Below are 16,123 nucleotides of genomic sequence, written 5' to 3' on the forward strand. Positions count from 1 at the left end.
TTGGTCTCCCGGGAGCGGCATTTAGCCTAGCGCCCTGGCGCCGATTGGCGGCCGATGCTGTTAAGCCACACGCGCCCGCACGCAGCCGACTCGCGCTTGCCGGTTGGGCGAGCGCCTGGTCGTCGCGCGCCCCGCCGCAGGCGGCCTAATTCGCGGCTCGCGCCCTGAGCTCAACCTGCTTCTTCTTCTCGTCTGCTCGAGCGCCGTGACAGTCGCTCTGGAGTTTCTCAATGAACTCGTCCGTTCTACTGCGCGGCGTTTCCGCCGGCGCACTGACCCTGCTCATCTCTTGTGACGCCCGCGCCCAACAGGCGCTGCCGACGATCGACGTTGGTGGAGCGCGTCGCGCGCCGACGGCACGCGGCGCGGGAGAGCCCAATTCGACGCCGAGCGCGGCCGCCGGCCAAGTGGCCGCTTCTGAGCCGGGGGGCGCATCTCGCTTCCCAAGTGAGCCGAAGACGCCCGAGGAAGGCTATGTCGTGCGAAACGCCTCGACAGGCACGAAGGCGGATATTCCGATAAGACAGACGCCCGTTTCAATTAATGTCGTTCCCAAGCAGGTCATGATCGACCAGAACGCCACCAACATCCAAGAAGCTCTCGAAAATGTGCCCAGCGTTCATTCCAATAACAACGAGCTGGAAGGCTATAATTTCACCATTCGCGGATTTAGAAGCCTTTACATCTATCGCAATAACCTCGCGATCCCGGCTGGCGAGGGCAATCCAGGCGGGTTCGACACAGCCAACCTGGAGCGCATCGAGGTCTTGAAAGGTCCGGCCTCCGTTCTGTACGGGCGCGCGGAACCTGGCGGCCTCATAAACCTCATCACCAAAGAACCGCTGGCCCACCCGCTATATCGCGTCGAGCAGCAGATCGGCTCTTTCGACTACTATCGCACGCAGTGGGATTTTTCGCAGCCGGTCGCGCAAGTCCCCGGTCTCGCTTACCGCGTTTCCGGCGCTTACCAGAACAACAGATCGTTCCGGACCTTTCAGGGCGGCGAGCGCGTGCTCATCGCGCCGGTCGTCAGCTATCGACCGAGCGACTGGACGGAGTTTACCGTCGACACGCAATTTCTCGGTCAACATGCGCAGAGCGATACAGGCGTCCCGATTTTTGGCGCTCGTCCCGCGCCGATCCCGTTGAGCCGCTCCTTTCAGGAGCCGAACGATCCGCGCGATCGAGTCGAAAGTTTCAACATTGGCTACAAATTCAGACAAAACCTCAATGAGGATTGGAAGGTCACCAACCGTTTCAATTACGCTGCGACGCCATATTTCTCCAAGCCTAATATTGTAGGCTTCTGTGTCGACGTAACCTATTGCGTCGATGCCGACGGCCGGACGCTGCAGCGCTATGCGCAATATCAATTCATAAACGGCAACGCATTTTCAACAAATATTGATCTCGAAGGCAAATTCAACGCGCTCGGTGGGAAGCATATTTTCCTGATGGGGCTCGATTATCTCAACGGCTATTATGACTATTATTTCAGTAGCGGAGCCGGAACCTATCCCATCGATATGTTATCTCCGGTTTATGGAACCGTGCCGCCCTTCGCTTACTTGGACAGTTTGATCGGCACCGGCTTCAAGGGCCATTCGTCGGTGCTCACACGGCAAAAGGGCTTCTATGTTCAGGACCATGTGACTTGGTTCGATACGCTGCATGTGATGCTCGGCGCGCGTTATGATGTTGGCGACGTGACGGTCGGAAGCGTGAACGGCGGCTTCGACGACGTCACGGGCGCGCCTCTCTACAATTCGAGCAAACAGCTGGCGATCGCTGATCGTCTCGCTTCGCCAACGCTAGTCGATACAGGTTGGAGCCCGCGCGCCGGCGTCGTCTATGATGTTTTGCCTCAGCTCAGCGTCTATGGGAGCTATTCGCAGTCATTTGGCCTGAACAATGGCATCTCCGCCGATGGGCAGCCGTTTGCGGCGCAGCGCGGCAAGCAATGGGAAGTTGGCCTTAAGTCGGAGCCTCTTCCGGGCCTATCGGCGACGCTCGCCTTTTATCAAATCACCAAGTCTGGCGTTCTGACCCGTGATTTTTCCTCGGCTAATCCAGCCGCCGTTATGGCGGGAGGTTTGCAACGTAGCCGCGGAATCGAGCTCGACGTTATCGGGCGGGTTTACGATCGCATCGCGATCATCGCCAATTATGCATATATGGACGCGAAGGTGATTTCAGACTCCGCTAAGGATCCCCTGGATCCGTACGGCAGCGGCTTCCTGTATAATCACCTCGTCAACGCGCCGCGCCACGCGGGAAAAATATTCGCCACTTACGATTTCGGCGAAAATGGCCTTGGCTTGCGCGTAGGCGTCGGCGTGACCGCCTCGACCCATGTGTGGGGCGATCTGCAAAATACTTTTCTGCTGCCCGGATGGGCGCGACTCGACGGATTCGCCAGCTACGCGACGCTTGTCGAAGGCCATAAGGTCACCGCTCAGCTCAATCTCAAGAACATCAACAATGCGCAGTATTATACCGGCGTCGACAATTACTATAACGCGTCGGCGCGTTTCAACGCGCTGCCCGCCCCGCCCTTCACGGCGACTGGGCAGATCAGAGTGGAGTTCTAGCGATGCCGCGCGCGCTGTTGGTATGGCTGCATCGCTGGGCGGGATTGGCGATGGCGGGCTTTTTGATCGTGGTCGGGCTGACGGGATGCCTGCTCGCCTTCTGGCTTGAGATCAATCAATGGCTCACGCCCGAACTCTATCCCGGCTCCCGCGCCGGGATAGAGCTTGACGCAGCGACGCTTGTGCGGCGGGCTGAAACCTTGGTTCCGGGCGCGCAAGCGCGCACCGTGTATCTCGGCTACCCTGGTTCCGCTCAGATCGGCATGGAGGCGCGCGACGGCGCGCCGCCGCTCGATTTCGAATACATCCATCTCGATCCGATCGATGGCCATGAACTCGGGCGCGTCACATGGCATGGGCTGCCGAGACGCAAGAACGACATCATGCCCTTCGTCTACGGCCTGCACATGTATCTCGCGATGAGCGGCATCGGCGAGTGGATTCTCGGCGCCGTGGCGCTCATCTGGACGCTCGATTGTTTCGTCGGTTTTTATCTGACGCTGCCGGCGGGCGGCGAGCGCTCACGAAAAGGGTTTTTCGTCCGCTGGAAGCCGTCATGGCTGGTGAAGCTCAAGGGCTCCTTCTACCGCGTCAACTTCGATCTGCATCGCGCCGCAGGCTTGTGGCTGTGGGCGATGCTTCTCGTCTATGCCTGGTCGAGTGTTTTCTTCACGCTGCCGAACTTCTACACGCGCGCGACGCAGCTCGTTCTCGATTTCGAGCCGCCGTATTGGGCGCAGGCGGCAGCGCCGCAGACCGACGCGCGCGCGCCGATGGAATGGGAGGCGGCGCAGGCGAACGGCGACCGGCTGATGGCCGATGTGGCGCGCGAGCACGGCTTTGCGATCGAACGACCGCTGGCGCTCTACAATCTGCGCGACAAGGGCCTTTACGAATATCGCGTGCGCTCGTCACGTGACATTGGCGACAAGGCGGGCTCGACCTCGATCCTGTTCGACTCGCGCTCGGGGGAACTGAAGACCCTTCGCCTGCCGACAGGCCATCGCAGCGGAACGACGCTGACCACCTGGCTCGTCGAGTTGCACACGGCCAATCTCTTCGGTCTTCCCTACCGCATCCTCGTCTGCGCGCTGGGGCTGGTCATCGCCATGCTCTCTGTCACTGGCGTTTACATCTGGTGGAAGAAGCGGGCGGCGCGGCTGGCGCATGTTCGACAAGCGGCGCCGCGGCCTGCGCCCGCGGAGCGAACGCCCGCATAATATTGATGCGGATGGAGCGACGAATGGATTTCGATCAGGTCAAACGCGGTCATTTCATCCATAATCTGCGCCGCGCGCTGCCGCTTTCGGCCCACGCCCGGCCGGCGCTCATCGCATTTCTGCGCGGACGCGGCGTCATCGCGCGCGGCGCCACGCGACTCGTCATTCTCGATATTTTCGACGCCGGTGACGCGGGCGGCGTCATGTGCCGCTTCGCCATCGCCGAGGATAGCGAGGCATCGAGCTTCATCGCGCCGCTGGCGCAAGTCGCGCTCGAGCGCAGATATCCCGACCGCTTGCGCGCCGGGCGCCGGCGACAGCCGCCGCCTGGCGCGACATGAGGGCGACGCTCGTCGCTTTGCTTTGCTTATGCGTCGGCGCCGCGCAGGCGCGCGCCGAGGAGCTGCGGGAGGACGAAGGCAAGGAGACACTGCAAAGCGAGGGAAAGAGGCGCAGCAAAGAGAAGAGCGGCGCCAAAGAGCAGAACAAGGAGCAGAACAAGGAGCGCAGACAAGTCGAGCGGCGCGCCGACGCGCCCAACGCGCAGACGCTCGGGCGCGACCAGAGCGGCGTCTATGTCAACGCGCCGGCGACCAACTCGGCTTTTTCGCCTGAATTCGTCATGCGCGGCTTTCCCGCCGGGGTGACGCTGTTCGACGGCGCTTCGCACGGCTTCACCGCCCAAAACGTCGATCTCTCCACCGTCGATCATGTCGAATTCTTCAAGGGTCCGGGCGCCATGCTGTTCGGCAAGGCGCTCGGGGGTTATGGCGGCGCCGCCAATTACATCCGCAAGGCGCCGACGCAGGAGACCTTCGCCCGCGCCGTCGCCACCAAGGCCAGCTTCGACGTCACGAGGTTCACCGCCGACGTCAACGCGCCGCTCAACGACGAGAAGAGCCTCTTGTTTCGAATGACCGGCTCGGCGCAGAGCCTCGGGAGCTTCGTCGATTTCACGCGCACCCGCAGCTTCGATATCGCGCCGATGCTCGCTTTCACCGCCGATAACGGCGATCGCGTCAGCCTGCGCGCCGAGCACAATGGCGCAAGGCTCGTCTGGCGCGACGGCCTGCCGGCCGATCCGGTGTTTCTGCATGTCCCCAAGGAGTTCTACGCCGGACTTCCGGCGAATGAACATGAAACCCCCTTCTTCGACGATCTCACCTTGCGCTATGAGCACGCCTTCAGCGCCGACTGGAAGGTCGCCGCGGTCGTCGACTATTTCCTCTATGCCGACCGCTGGGGCTGGTTCACCGGCTGGGGCTATGACGGATTCCAATCCGTCGTCTTCGGCAGTCCGGTTCGCGCCCGCACCGCCAACCGCAGCTTCGACGCTCAATTGCGCCTGAACGGGCGTTTCGACACCGGCGCCCTCGCCCACACCGTCTTTCTCGGCCTCGAACATTGGGACTTCTATTTCGGCTACAACAATGACGTCGCCCGCTATGAGGCGGCGCCGCTCAACATCTTCGCGCCCGTCTATTCGCCCGGCGTCAGTTACGCCGGGGCGTTCTGGTCGAATGGCGTCGCGCGCGCCATCAGCCGTTCGGTCTACGGCCAGGACCTGATCGACCTCAACGAGAACTGGCGCATCCTGATCGGCGGGCGCTACGATCTCCTCGCCCAGCGCGAACGCGTGTTCGACCCGCTCGGCGCACTGACCGGCGAGCCGACATCGAGCCTGAGCAAAGGGACCAGGGGCTATTTTTCGCCGCGCGCCGGCATTCTCTATAGGCCCGACGAAGAGACGCAGTTCTTCGCCGCTTACGGCAAATCGCTGATCCCCAACACCGGCGTGCGCATCCAAAGCGGCGAAGCGCCGCCGCCGTAGCAGGACACCCAGTATGAACTCGGCTTCAGGCGCGAGTTGCTGGATCGCAAGGTGAGTTTCGAAGTCGGGCTCTTCGACATCACCCGCGACAATGTCGCGATCCCCAATCCAGCCAATCCGAGCGGCTTCTATTCGGTCGTCACCGGCCAGCAGCACAGCCATGGCGTCGAGGTCAACCTCGGCGGCGAGATCCTGCCGAACCTCAAAATCAACGCCGCCGCCACTTTCCTGCATGCGCTCGTGTCGAAGGACGACAATATCCCCTCGCAGCGGGGTAGCGATCTCTTGGGCGCGCCGCGCCGCGTCTACAACTTTTCCGTCAACTACACATTCGACACGGGCGACCTCAAGGGGCTCGAACTCGGCGCAAGCTACTACTACGCCAGTCGCCTCGAAGCGACGCTGCCCAACACCTATGGCTTCACCCTCGCGCCCCAGCAAATGCTCGGCGCCACGCTCGGCTACGCCCTCAACGACAATCTCAAGCTCGAAATCAACGCCGGAAACCTCACCAACCAATCAAACTGGACCTCAAACGGCGCGCTCTACCATGGCGAGCCGCGGACCATCGCCGCGAGCCTCTCGTACAAATACTGATGGCTTCGACGTTCGCGCATGGCGGCGAGCAAGCGTCGTTCGGCAGCTGAGAGATCTTCTCTCTCCTGCTCCGGTTTGGCGTGTCGGCAGCGCGGCGCTGACCGCGCCGCTGGTCGTGAGCAGGCCGACGCTTCTGACACTGATGCGCCTTTACGAGGCCATCGAGAACGGCGTCGCCGATCTTTCCGATCCGAGGCTCAAGGAGCGCGTTGCCGAGCTAACGGCGATCCGGGATCAATCGCGCATCGACGCGGAGCACGCGGCGGCGGAAATGGAGAAAGCGGGGCCGACGCTCACGCCGCAGGCGCTCGCCACATTCGCCCGGCAGGCGCGCAAGCGGATGCGCGGCGCCAAGGGCGGCTACCGCCGCGACCATCTGCGCGCCCTCGCCCAGAGGGGGTCGAAGTCGGCGAGCGGGAGGTCCGCATCGGCCGCAAGAGCGCCTTGCTCCGCACCCTGGTCGCCGCGTCAGGCGGGAAATCGGCGGGAATTGGCGTCCCCAGTTTTGTTCGGAAGTGGCGCGCCCGAGAGGATTCGAACCTCTGACCTCTGCCTTCGGAGGGCAGCGCTCTATCCAGCTGAGCTACGGGCGCAGGCGCAGAGCTTTTCTACAGGAAGGACCGTTGCGCCGCAACGGCGGCGTCTGCCCGAGACGACGTTCCGGCGACATGCTAAGGCCAAGACCTGAATCCTAAGGGTAAGACCTGAATCTTGAGAGACTGTCTTGGCGTTACTCGATCAATGGCTCGAGCGACTGCGCAACGCGCGCGACGAGCTTGTCGCCAATCCGCGATTCCAGCGCTGGGCGTTGAAAAATCCGGTCACGCGGCCTTTTGCGCGGCGCGGCGCGCGCGCTGGCCTCGATCTCGCCGCTGGCTTCGTCTACTCCCAGGTTCTCGTCGCCTGCGCCCAACTGAAGCTCTTCGACGTTTTGCGCGACGGCCCGTTGAGCCTCGACGCGCTGGCGTCGAAACTCGCGCTTTCTGAGCCCGCCACGCGGCGCCTGCTGGAGGCGGCCGCTTCGCTGGGCCTTGCCGAGCGACGCGGCGCGAAATACGGGCTCGGATTGCTCGGCGCCGCCTTCGCCGGCAATCGCGCGGCGCTCGCGATCGTCGAACACCAGCCGCTGCTTTACGCAGATCTCGCCGACCCCGTGGCGCTGCTGCGCCAGGAAAAGCGCGGGCGGCTCGCCGATTATTGGCCCTATTCGGATGGGGATGCGCCCGAGGCGTTGTCGGCGCAACAAATCGGTCCTTACAGCGCGTTCATGGCTGCGACGCAGCCGATGGTCGCGCAGGAGGCGCTCGACGCCTACGACATTTCGCGTCATCGGCGCCTACTGGACATCGGCGGTGGCGAAGGCGTGTTTCTCGCGGCCGCCGCGGCCCGCGCGCCGCATTTGCAGCTTGCGCTCTTCGATCTTCCCGCCGTGGCGGCGCGCGCCAAAGAGCGGCTCGAAGAGTCGGGCCTGCTCTCGCGCGCCGACATTCATGGCGGCGACTTCCTCAATGACGCTCTTCCAGAGGGCGCCGACGTCGCGACCCTTATTCGCATCGTGCATGACCATGACGACGCTTCGGCGCTGAAGCTCTTGCGCAATGTGCGCAAGGCGCTCGCGCCCGGCGCGACGCTGCTCATCATCGAAGGCATGTCCGGCGTCAAAGGCGCCGAGCCGCTCGACGCCTATTACGGCTTCTACACGCTGGCCATGGGACGCGGCGAGCCGCGCCGCGTCGAAGAGATCGAGGCGCTGCTGCGCGAAGCGGGGTTTGGCAAATTTCGGCTCTTGCGGAATGCATTGCCGGCGCTTGCGAGCATACTTTCAGCTAAGGCAGTCTGAGGCCGTTTGGACTGGATTCTCGATCGCGCTTCGCGCGTCGGGAATGACAGCCAATGGAACGAAGCTGCAGAATGTCATTCCCGACAGGCCGCAGGCCTGATCGGGAATCCCGTTTAAAGCCGAAAGAAAGCTGCGTCTTCGCGCCTTTGGCGGTCGACTCAGTGCGCCCTTCTCCACGCGATCAAGCCTGCGGTCGAGCCGTCCAGCCCTTGCGTCGATTCGTTCCTGTTCTCGACGATCGGCGCCAGGCGGTTGGCGAGTTCCTTGCCCAGTTCAACGCCCCATTGGTCGAAGGGATTGATGTCCCAGATCACCGACTGAACGAAGACCTTGTGTTCGTAAAGCGCGACGAGTCGACCGAGCGTGCGCGGATCGAGATGTCGGTAAAGCAGAACGCTGGACGGGCGATCGCCTGGAAACGTCTTATGCGGCGCGAGGCGTGCGATTTCCTCCTCGCTCAGCCCCTGCCCGCGCAATTGCACTTTCGCTTCCACTAGCGTTCGACCGCGCATAAAAGCTTCGGCTTGCGCCAGGCAGTTGGCGAAAAGCAATTCATGATGATGTTCGTCGGCCGCGGTCGGCTCGGCCGCGACCAGGAAGTCGATCGGGACGACGTCCGTTCCCTGATGCAGCAGCTGAAAGAATGCGTGCTGGCCATTCGTGCCGGGCTCGCCGAAAATCACTGGGCCGGTCTCATAATCAACGGGCGCGCCTTCGCGCGTGACCGACTTGCCGTTCGACTCCATGTCGAGCTGTTGCAGATAGGCGGGAAACCGCGCGAGTCGCTGATCATAGGGGATGACCGCATGCGCGCCGCATCCCATCACGTTTCTGTGCCAGACGCCGAGAAGTCCCATCAGCACGGGGATGTTTTGTTCGAGTGGCGCTTCAAGAAAATGCGTGTCGATGTCGTGTCCCCCCCGCAGAAACTGCAGGAAGCGCTCCGGTCCCACGGCGATGGCGAGCGCAAGGCCGATCGACGACCACAGCGAATAGCGACCGCCGACCCAATCCCAGAAGCCGAAGACGCGCGCGGAATCGATTCCGAATTCGGCGACCTTGTCGAGCCGCGTCGAAACGGCGGCGAAATGCGACTTTACCGCCGCTTCGCCGAGCGCGGCGACGACTCGGGCGCGCGCACTTCTCGCGTTCGCCATCGTCTCCTGAGTCGTAAACGTCTTCGATGAGACGATGAACAACGTGCGCGACAAGTCGAGATTGTGCAGCGTGTCGGAGAGGTCGGCGCCGTCGACATTGGCGACGAAATGCATGCGCGGACCCTCGCCGCGATAGGGCGAGAGCGCGCGCGAGGCCATCGCCGGGCCCAGGTCCGAACCGCCGATGCCGATATTGACCACATCGCTGAACGGCGCGCCTGTCGCGCCGCGAATATCGCCGGAGCGCACGGCGCGCGCGAAGGCGAAAACCTTGTCGCGTTCGGCTTCGATCAGCGGCCGCATGTTTTCGCCGCCGACGAGAAGCGGACGCGACGAGAGATCGCGCAGCGCCATATGCATGGCGGCGCGCCTTTCGGTGTTGTTGACGCGTTCGCCAGAGAACAAGGCTTCGCGCCGCGCGTCGAGATCACGCGTCTTCGCCAGCGAGGTCAGCAGCGCGATCGTCTCGCGCGTCACTCGGTGCTTGGAGAAGTCGAAGAGAAAATCGTCAAGCTTGACGCTGAAATTTTTAAAACGCGCGGAGTCCTCCGCAAAGAGATCGAGCGTTCGCGTCCGCGCCAAAGCGGAAGCGTGGAACTTCAGCGCCTCAAAAGCGACGGCGACGGCGTCCGACATTCTTTTCTCGAAAAGCAAGCGTGTTTCCTTAGCGATTTGTAGCCGATTCGAAGGCGGAGGGCGCGCAACGACTTTACGCCGAAAGGCTGGACCCTAAATTTTTACTGTATTGTGACAGAGGGATGTGAAATCCATATCTGTTCAATGACGGTTTTCTGACAGCAAGGACGACGATGGACGCGATTCACTTCCTCGACGTGCGCGACGGCGGCCCGGTCGCCCATGCGACGGCGCGGATCGACGCGGCGGCCGCGCTTCGCAAGGCCTGTCTTGGCGTGGTTGCGCCGATGGGCCGGGTTTGCCTTCCGCCCATTGATCGTATTGCGGCGAATTGGCTGAAGCGCTCCGCCTCCGCCTATCGGGGGGAGCTTGAGCGCATCGTCGCCATTCTCGGCTTTCCCGGCGCGATGACGCTGAACATGTCCTATCTCTTCGCCTGCACCACCCAGGCTTACGAGGATGAAAGCGGTTTGCCGCGCCTGCGCCGCACGCTCGACTGGCCCTTTCAGGGCCTCGGCAGGGGCGTCGAAATCGCGTTGCAGTCCGGCGCGGCCGGCGAATTTTACAACGCCACCTGGCCGGGGGCCGTGGGCGTGCTCAGCGCGATGGCTCCCGGCCGCTTTTGCGCCTCGATCAATCAGGCGCCGATGAAGCGGCGCACGCAGGGCTCCATCGGCTTCGCCTATGACGCCATCCTCAATCTGCGCGACGCCCTCGCAAGCGAAGGCGGTTGGCCGCCGGACCATGTGCTGCGCTATGCCTTCGAACATTGCGCAAATTTCGAAGCTGCCGTCGAGTTTATCGCCGGCGCGCCGATTGCGCGTCCAACGCTCTTCACCCTGGCGGGGGTCAGGCGCGGCGAGATGGCGCTGATCGAGCGCACGGAACATGAGGCGCGCGTGCTGCGCGGGCCGGTCATTGTCGTCAATGATTGGCAGAAGCCGCAGGCCGGCTGGCAGGCGCGCATGAGCTATGAAAACAACGTCAATCGCAAGGCGGCGATGCGCGCCGTCGCGCCCGACGCGCCGCCCTTTTCCTGGGTGCGGGAGCCCGTGCTCAACCGCCTGACGCGCCTCGCGGTGGAAATGTGCGCCGTGGGCGCAGGCGATTTCGCTGCCCGCGGCTACGAGTGCCCCTATTTGAAAGGCCAGCCGGAGCCAGTGACGCAGGATTTCTTTCTGAACGCGGCCACGCCGACGGCGCTCGCGGCCTAAGCAGGTTCCGAAAAAGTTGCTAGACTTTTTCGATAAGAACCTGCTCCAAAATTTTGACTTTGAGCGATTCCTAATCGATCACATGATTTCATGTGATCGGGAAGCGCTCTAATCAAGTTTCGGCGCGCTGGCGCGCCGCAGCCGATCATTGATCGCCTCGCCCAGCCCCCGCTCGGGTATATGCGCCACAGCGACATCGGCGATTTGGCGCGCGTCGAACTCCCGCAAATGGGCGAAGAGATTAGCCGCCGCCTCCACGAGATCGCCTGATGGCGAAAGATCGAGCACCAAGGTCCCGGGTTCGGCGCGCGCGGCGAGCCGGCCGCCAAAATCAAGCGCCGCTTCGCCTTCGCTGAGTTCATGCGCCTCCAGACGCAGGCGCGCGGCGGGCGCGTAATGGGACGGCGTCATGCCCGGCGCGAGGATTTCAGCGTGCGCCGGCGCCGCAAGCTTTGCCCCGAGGATCTTCTCGATCGCCTCCCGCGCGACCGCGCCGGGACGCAGCAATACGGGGGAGCTTTCACAAAAGGACACGATCGTCGACTCCAGCCCGGCGGCGGTGCGGCCGCCGTCCAGGATCATGTCGACCTTGCCCGAAAGATCTTGCGCGACATGCGCCGCCGTCACCGGGCTCACATGCCCCGACCGGTTGGCCGAAGGCGCCGCGATCGGCCGGCCGAGCGCCGCGATCAGCGCTTGCGCGACAGGATGCGCGGGCGCCCGTACCGCAACGCTCGGCAGGCCGGCCCGGACGAGATCGCAAACCGCCCCGCCCGGCGCGACCGGCGCGACGATCGTCAGCGGCCCCGGCCAGAAGGCCGCGGCAAGACGCAGCGCGAGCTCAGGCAGCATCGCCTCGCGACGCGCGGCTTCGAGATCGGCGACATGCGCGATCAGCGGATTGAACGAGGGACGGTCTTTGGCGTCGTAGATCCGGGCGACCGCCCATGCCTGCGTCGCATCGGCGCCGAGGCCATAGACGGTCTCTGTCGGGAAGGCGACCAGTCCGCCCTCGCGCAGGATCGCCGCGGCGCGAGCAATGGCGGCGGCGTCAGCCGGCGCTACAATCGTCACGCGTTGCGGCCGCTGTAAGGCGGCTTGGGGATCGCCATATGCGCCTCGCGCAGCGCCTTCGACCAGCTTTCGCGCAAATCGCGAAAATACGGATCGTTCGAACCGATCCGGGTCGCCACCTCCGTCTGCAGCGCGTCGCGGCGCAGCAGCGCGATATCGATCGGCATGCCGACCGAGAGATTCGAGCGCATCGTCGAATCCATCGAAATAAGCCCGATCTTCAACGCATCATAAATGTCGGTGTCATAGGCGACCGCCCGGTCGAGTATGGGCTTTCCGTATTTGTGCTCGCCGATCTGCAGATAATTGGTGTCCGGCGTGCATTCGATGCTGTTGCCGGCCGTATAGATCATGAAAAGCCGGAGCGGCCCCCCGGCAATCTGACCGCCGAGCAGCAGGGACACGTCGAAGCTGACGCCCTGCGCCGCAGGTTCCCCCTCGGCGTTGCCCATCTGGGAGCGCGAAAGGCGCACCGCGCGCCCGACGAGCTGCGCGGCATGCAGCATGTTGGGCGTGTTCATGACGCTTTCCACGACGCCGCTCTCGGGATGTTCGATCCCGTCGCCGATCAGGTTCACGACGCCCTGCGTCACCGAGAGATTGCCCGAGGCGGCAAGCATCAGCACGCGCTCGCCGGGCCGCTCGAAAAGATACAGCTTGCGGAACGTCGAAATGTTGTCGAGCCCGGCGTTGGTGCGGGTATCCGCGATCATCACCAGTCCATCGCGCACCAGAATGCCGCAACAATAGGTCATGTGCCTCCGCAGCGGTTCGCGCCAAACCCGGCAGGACTTACAAGTTTCAGGCCATGAGGCAAGTGCGGCAGGGCCACAGCGAAGGAAAATCAGTCGCCGTTTTCGCTCTTGTAAGGAAGCTCGGCCGCATGTTCGGCGGCCCATTCCGCCACCGCTGCGCGCTCGCGCGCCAGATAGTCCGAAACCGCCTCGGCAAGGCGCGGGTCTGCCAAATAATGGGCCGAATGGGTGATCACCGGCCGATAGCCGCGCGCGATCTTGTGCTCGCCCTGCGCGCCGGCCTCCACTCGTTTGTATCCGCGGCGGATCGCAAATTCGATCGCCTGGTAGTAGCAAACTTCGAAGTGCAGGAACGGCAGCGCTTCCACCGCGCCCCAATTGCGCCCGTAGATTGCGTCGTCGCCCAGGAAATTGATCGCTCCGGCGATGTGCCGCGCGCCGCGGCGCGCCATGACCAGCAGGATGCGGTCCGCCATGCGCGCGCCGATCTCGTCAAAGAACGCGCGAGTTAAATAGGGGCGGCCCCATTTGCGCGCGCCTGTGTCCATGTAGAACTCGAAAAACGAGTCCCAGTGCTCCGGACGAATGTCGCTTCCCGTGAGCAGATCGATCGCGAGGTCGTCGCCGAGCGCTTCGCGCCTCTCGCGTTTGATCGCCTTGCGCTTGCGCGCCGTGAGCCGCGCCAGAAAATCCTCGAAGTCGGCATAGCCTTCATTGACGAAGTGGAATTGTTCTCCGGCGCGAGAGATGAAGCCGGCGCCGCTCAGCGCAACGCGTTCCTCCTCCGTGCAAAAAGTGACATGAATGGAGGACGCGCCGCTCGCCTTGCGCAATCCCTGCAAGGCGGCGATCAGCGCGTCGCACGCGCCTTCCGGCGCATCACGCGCGATCAGCAGGCGGTGCCCGGTCACAGGCGTGAAAGGCGCGGCCACCTGAATCTTCGGATAGTAGCGCCCGCCCGCAAGCTCATAAGCCTGCGCCCAGCTCTGGTCGAAGACATATTCGCCGAGGCTATGCGTCTTGATATAGGCCGGCGCGCAGGCGACAAGACGACCCCGCGAATCCTCGACGAGCACATGCGCCGGCGACCAGCCGGCGCGCGCGCCGACCGACTTCGACGATTCGAGCGCGCGCAGGAACGCGTGCGAGACAAAGGGATTGTACCGCTCGCCGACCGCGTCCGGCAGGTCGGGCGGATTGGCGCAGGCGTCCCAAGCCTCAGCCGCGACGGAGTCGAGCGATTCGGCGTATCGAACCGAAAATTCTTGCGCCGAAAATTCTTGCGCCATGTGTCCAGTGGAGCAGCCGCGTTTCAAAGCTTTCTAGCACAGCGCCGCAGCGCCCTCTAACATGGCGCGAAGGGCGACCTCATCCAAGCGCGACGTTTTGATGGAAGCAAAAAGCGAGCCGCATGAGAATTAACAGTCGCGACTACAGAACGATCTGGCTCGATTCGGACGGGCGGCGGGTCCATGTCATCGATCAGACCGCGCTCCCGCATCGCTTCGAGACGAAAACGCTCGCGAGCTGCGAAGACGCCGCTGCGGCGATCAGCGCGATGACGGTGCGCGGCGCGCCGTTGATCGGCGTGACCGGCGCCTATGGCATGGCGCTCGCCGCCTGGCGCGATCCAAGCGACGCCGCGATCGAAAGCGCCCACGCTCTGCTGCTCGCCACGCGGCCGACGGCCGTCAATCTGCGCTGGGCGCTCGATCGGCTGCACGCGCTTCTGCTCGCGGCGCCGGTCTCCGTTCGCGCCGACCTCGCCTATGCGGAGGCCGCCAAGATCGCTGAAGAAGACGTCGCCGCCTGCCAAGCCATCGGCCGCTTCGGCGCCGAACTCATTCATAAAGCGCGTCACGGCGACGGCCCCGTCAACATCCTCACCCATTGCAACGCCGGCTGGCTTGCCACCGTCGATTGGGGCACAGCGCTGGCGCCGATCTACACGGCGGCGCGGCAAGGCGCGTCGATACATGTTTGGGTGGACGAAACGCGTCCGCGCAACCAAGGGGCGAGCCTCACGGCCTTCGAACTGCTGGGCGAAGAGGTTCCACATACGATCATCGCCGATAACGCCGGCGGCCATCTGATGCAGCACGGTCTTGTCGATCTCGTCATCGTCGGCAGCGATCGCACGACGCGCGCCGGCGACGTGTGCAACAAGATCGGCACCTATCTCAAGGCGCTTGCGGCGCATGACAATGGCGTGCCGTTCTATGTCGCCCTGCCGTCTTCGACCGTCGATTGGCGGATCGCCGACGGCGTCCGTGACATTCCAATCGAAGAGCGCGCCGCGCGCGAAGTCACCCATATCAGCGGACGCGGCGCCGACGGCGCGCCGATCGAAATTCAGCTCACGCCCGACGGCTCTGCGGCGCGTAATTTCGGCTTCGACGTCACGCCGTCGCGCTTTGTCACGGGCCTCATTACCGAGCGCGGCGTCTGCGCCGCGACGGAGGAAGGGTTGAAGGAGTTGTTCCCGGACCTCGCCGGCTAACGCTCACTCATGACATGCCGCACTTAGTTTGACGCCTCACGCGTTCCGTAAGTCTTGAAGCGCTCCACCGTGCGCATGATCTCATCATCGGAAAGCACGACGGGTTCGCCGGCGAGCGCGCCGAGGTAGAAGACTTGCGCCAGCGCTTCGAGCTCGACGGCGCGCCACAATGCTCTTCGCATAGTCGCGCCGGTGACGATCGCGCCGTGATTGGCGAGGAGCACGCCGTCGCGATCCGCAAGCCCAGCGACGACAAATCGCGACAGTTCAGCCGTGCCGTAAGGCGCGTAACCGACGCAGCGCACGGTCGGGCCGCCGAAGGCGGCGATCATGTAATGCACAGCCGGAATATCGCGCCGCAAGGTCGCGATCGTCGTCGCATAGGGCGAATGCATATGCGCCATGGCGTTCACGTCGGGTCGGGCGCGATAGATGTCGAGGTGGAAGCGCCACTCGCTCGACGGCGGCAGTGGACCGTCAAACGCGCCATCGCCGTCAAGCGGCATGTGCGCGATCAGACCGGGCGAGAGTTCGCGGCTGGGAACGCCGCTCGGCGTGACAAGCGCGGCCTCGCCGACCCGCAAGGACAGATTGCCAGCCGAGCCGTGATTGAGCCCCAGCCGCTCCATTTCCCGCGCGGCGTCGACGATCGCCGCGCGCGCGTCGCGTTCGTTCATGCGAGAAGCCTTACAGGCGAGGCGCGGGCCG

The 16,123-nt window shown here is 63.7% G+C and carries 11 protein-coding genes, 1 tRNA gene and 1 pseudogene; 7 read left to right on the top strand and 6 right to left on the bottom strand.

From position 1 onward, the window contains the following. The first annotated feature begins 230 nt into the window (after positions 1-230). The 4 genes and pseudogenes from IYW40_RS09825 to IYW40_RS09840 all read left to right on the top strand — a co-directional run bounded on the left by IYW40_RS09825 (position 231) and on the right by IYW40_RS09840 (position 6,239). Positions 231-2,591, top strand: a complete 2,361-nt coding sequence (locus IYW40_RS09825) for a TonB-dependent siderophore receptor (RefSeq protein WP_196400469.1) — start codon at positions 231-233, stop codon at positions 2,589-2,591. A gap of 2 nt (positions 2,592-2,593) precedes the next feature. After that, positions 2,594-3,811: a PepSY-associated TM helix domain-containing protein gene (locus IYW40_RS09830; protein ID WP_196400470.1), complete on the top strand. Its 1,218-nt coding sequence runs from the start codon at positions 2,594-2,596 to the stop codon at positions 3,809-3,811. Between the two features lie 23 nt (positions 3,812-3,834). Further along, a complete protein-coding gene (locus tag IYW40_RS09835) occupies positions 3,835-4,152 on the top strand; it encodes a hypothetical protein (protein WP_196400471.1) in 318 nt (105 codons plus the stop codon). Continuing rightward, a pseudogene (locus tag IYW40_RS09840) lies at positions 4,149-6,239 on the top strand (TonB-dependent receptor). Before IYW40_RS09835 ends, IYW40_RS09840 begins: the two are co-directional and overlap by 4 nt. A gap of 516 nt (positions 6,240-6,755) precedes the next feature. Here IYW40_RS09840 and IYW40_RS09845 read toward each other — a convergent pair. Next, positions 6,756-6,832: transfer RNA gene (locus tag IYW40_RS09845), tRNA-Arg, on the bottom strand. Positions 6,833-6,963: 131 nt separating this feature from the next. On the opposite strand from IYW40_RS09845, the gene IYW40_RS09850 reads away from it, so the two are divergent. After that, on the top strand, positions 6,964-8,079 hold the full coding sequence (locus tag IYW40_RS09850; protein WP_196400472.1) for a methyltransferase: 1,116 nt from the start codon (positions 6,964-6,966) through the stop codon (positions 8,077-8,079). A 158-nt stretch (positions 8,080-8,237) separates the two neighbouring features. Here the strand turns inward: IYW40_RS09850 and pgi are convergent, their stop codons facing one another. Beyond that, entirely contained in the window at positions 8,238-9,872 is a 1,635-nt protein-coding gene (pgi, locus tag IYW40_RS09855; RefSeq protein WP_196400473.1) for a glucose-6-phosphate isomerase, read from the bottom strand. A 173-nt stretch (positions 9,873-10,045) separates the two neighbouring features. Between pgi and IYW40_RS09860 the strand changes: the two genes are divergently transcribed. Further along, complete coding sequence (locus tag IYW40_RS09860) at positions 10,046-11,086, top strand: hypothetical protein (protein WP_196400474.1); 1,041 nt, start codon at positions 10,046-10,048, stop codon at positions 11,084-11,086. 108 nt (positions 11,087-11,194) lie between these two features. On the opposite strand, the gene IYW40_RS09865 is transcribed toward IYW40_RS09860, so the two are convergent. The 3 genes from IYW40_RS09865 to IYW40_RS09875 all read right to left on the bottom strand — a co-directional run bounded on the left by IYW40_RS09865 (position 11,195) and on the right by IYW40_RS09875 (position 14,204). Then, positions 11,195-12,160, bottom strand: a complete 966-nt coding sequence (locus IYW40_RS09865; RefSeq protein WP_196400475.1) for an L-threonylcarbamoyladenylate synthase — start codon at positions 12,158-12,160, stop codon at positions 11,195-11,197. After that, the gene (locus IYW40_RS09870) at positions 12,157-12,915 is read right to left on the bottom strand and encodes a peptidase (RefSeq protein WP_175094433.1); all 759 of its coding nucleotides are present in this window, start codon (positions 12,913-12,915) and stop codon (positions 12,157-12,159) included. The genes IYW40_RS09865 and IYW40_RS09870 overlap by 4 nt, the downstream gene beginning before the upstream one ends. Before the next feature lie 89 nt (positions 12,916-13,004). Further along, complete coding sequence (locus IYW40_RS09875) at positions 13,005-14,204, bottom strand: GNAT family N-acetyltransferase (RefSeq protein ID WP_196400476.1); 1,200 nt, start codon at positions 14,202-14,204, stop codon at positions 13,005-13,007. A 122-nt stretch (positions 14,205-14,326) separates the two neighbouring features. Here IYW40_RS09875 and mtnA point away from each other — a divergent pair, with 122 nt between their 5' ends. Then, the gene (gene mtnA / locus IYW40_RS09880) at positions 14,327-15,415 is read left to right on the top strand and encodes an S-methyl-5-thioribose-1-phosphate isomerase (RefSeq protein ID WP_196400477.1); all 1,089 of its coding nucleotides are present in this window, start codon (positions 14,327-14,329) and stop codon (positions 15,413-15,415) included. Between the two features lie 23 nt (positions 15,416-15,438). Here mtnA and IYW40_RS09885 read toward each other — a convergent pair whose 3' ends face one another. Then, entirely contained in the window at positions 15,439-16,092 is a 654-nt protein-coding gene (locus IYW40_RS09885; RefSeq protein WP_196400478.1) for a class II aldolase/adducin family protein, read from the bottom strand. Between the last annotated feature and the right edge of the window lie 31 nt (positions 16,093-16,123).

Origin of the sequence: Methylocystis sp. H4A (assembly GCF_015709545.1) — a bacterium.
Classification (GTDB): Bacteria; Pseudomonadota; Alphaproteobacteria; order Rhizobiales; family Beijerinckiaceae; genus Methylocystis; species Methylocystis silviterrae.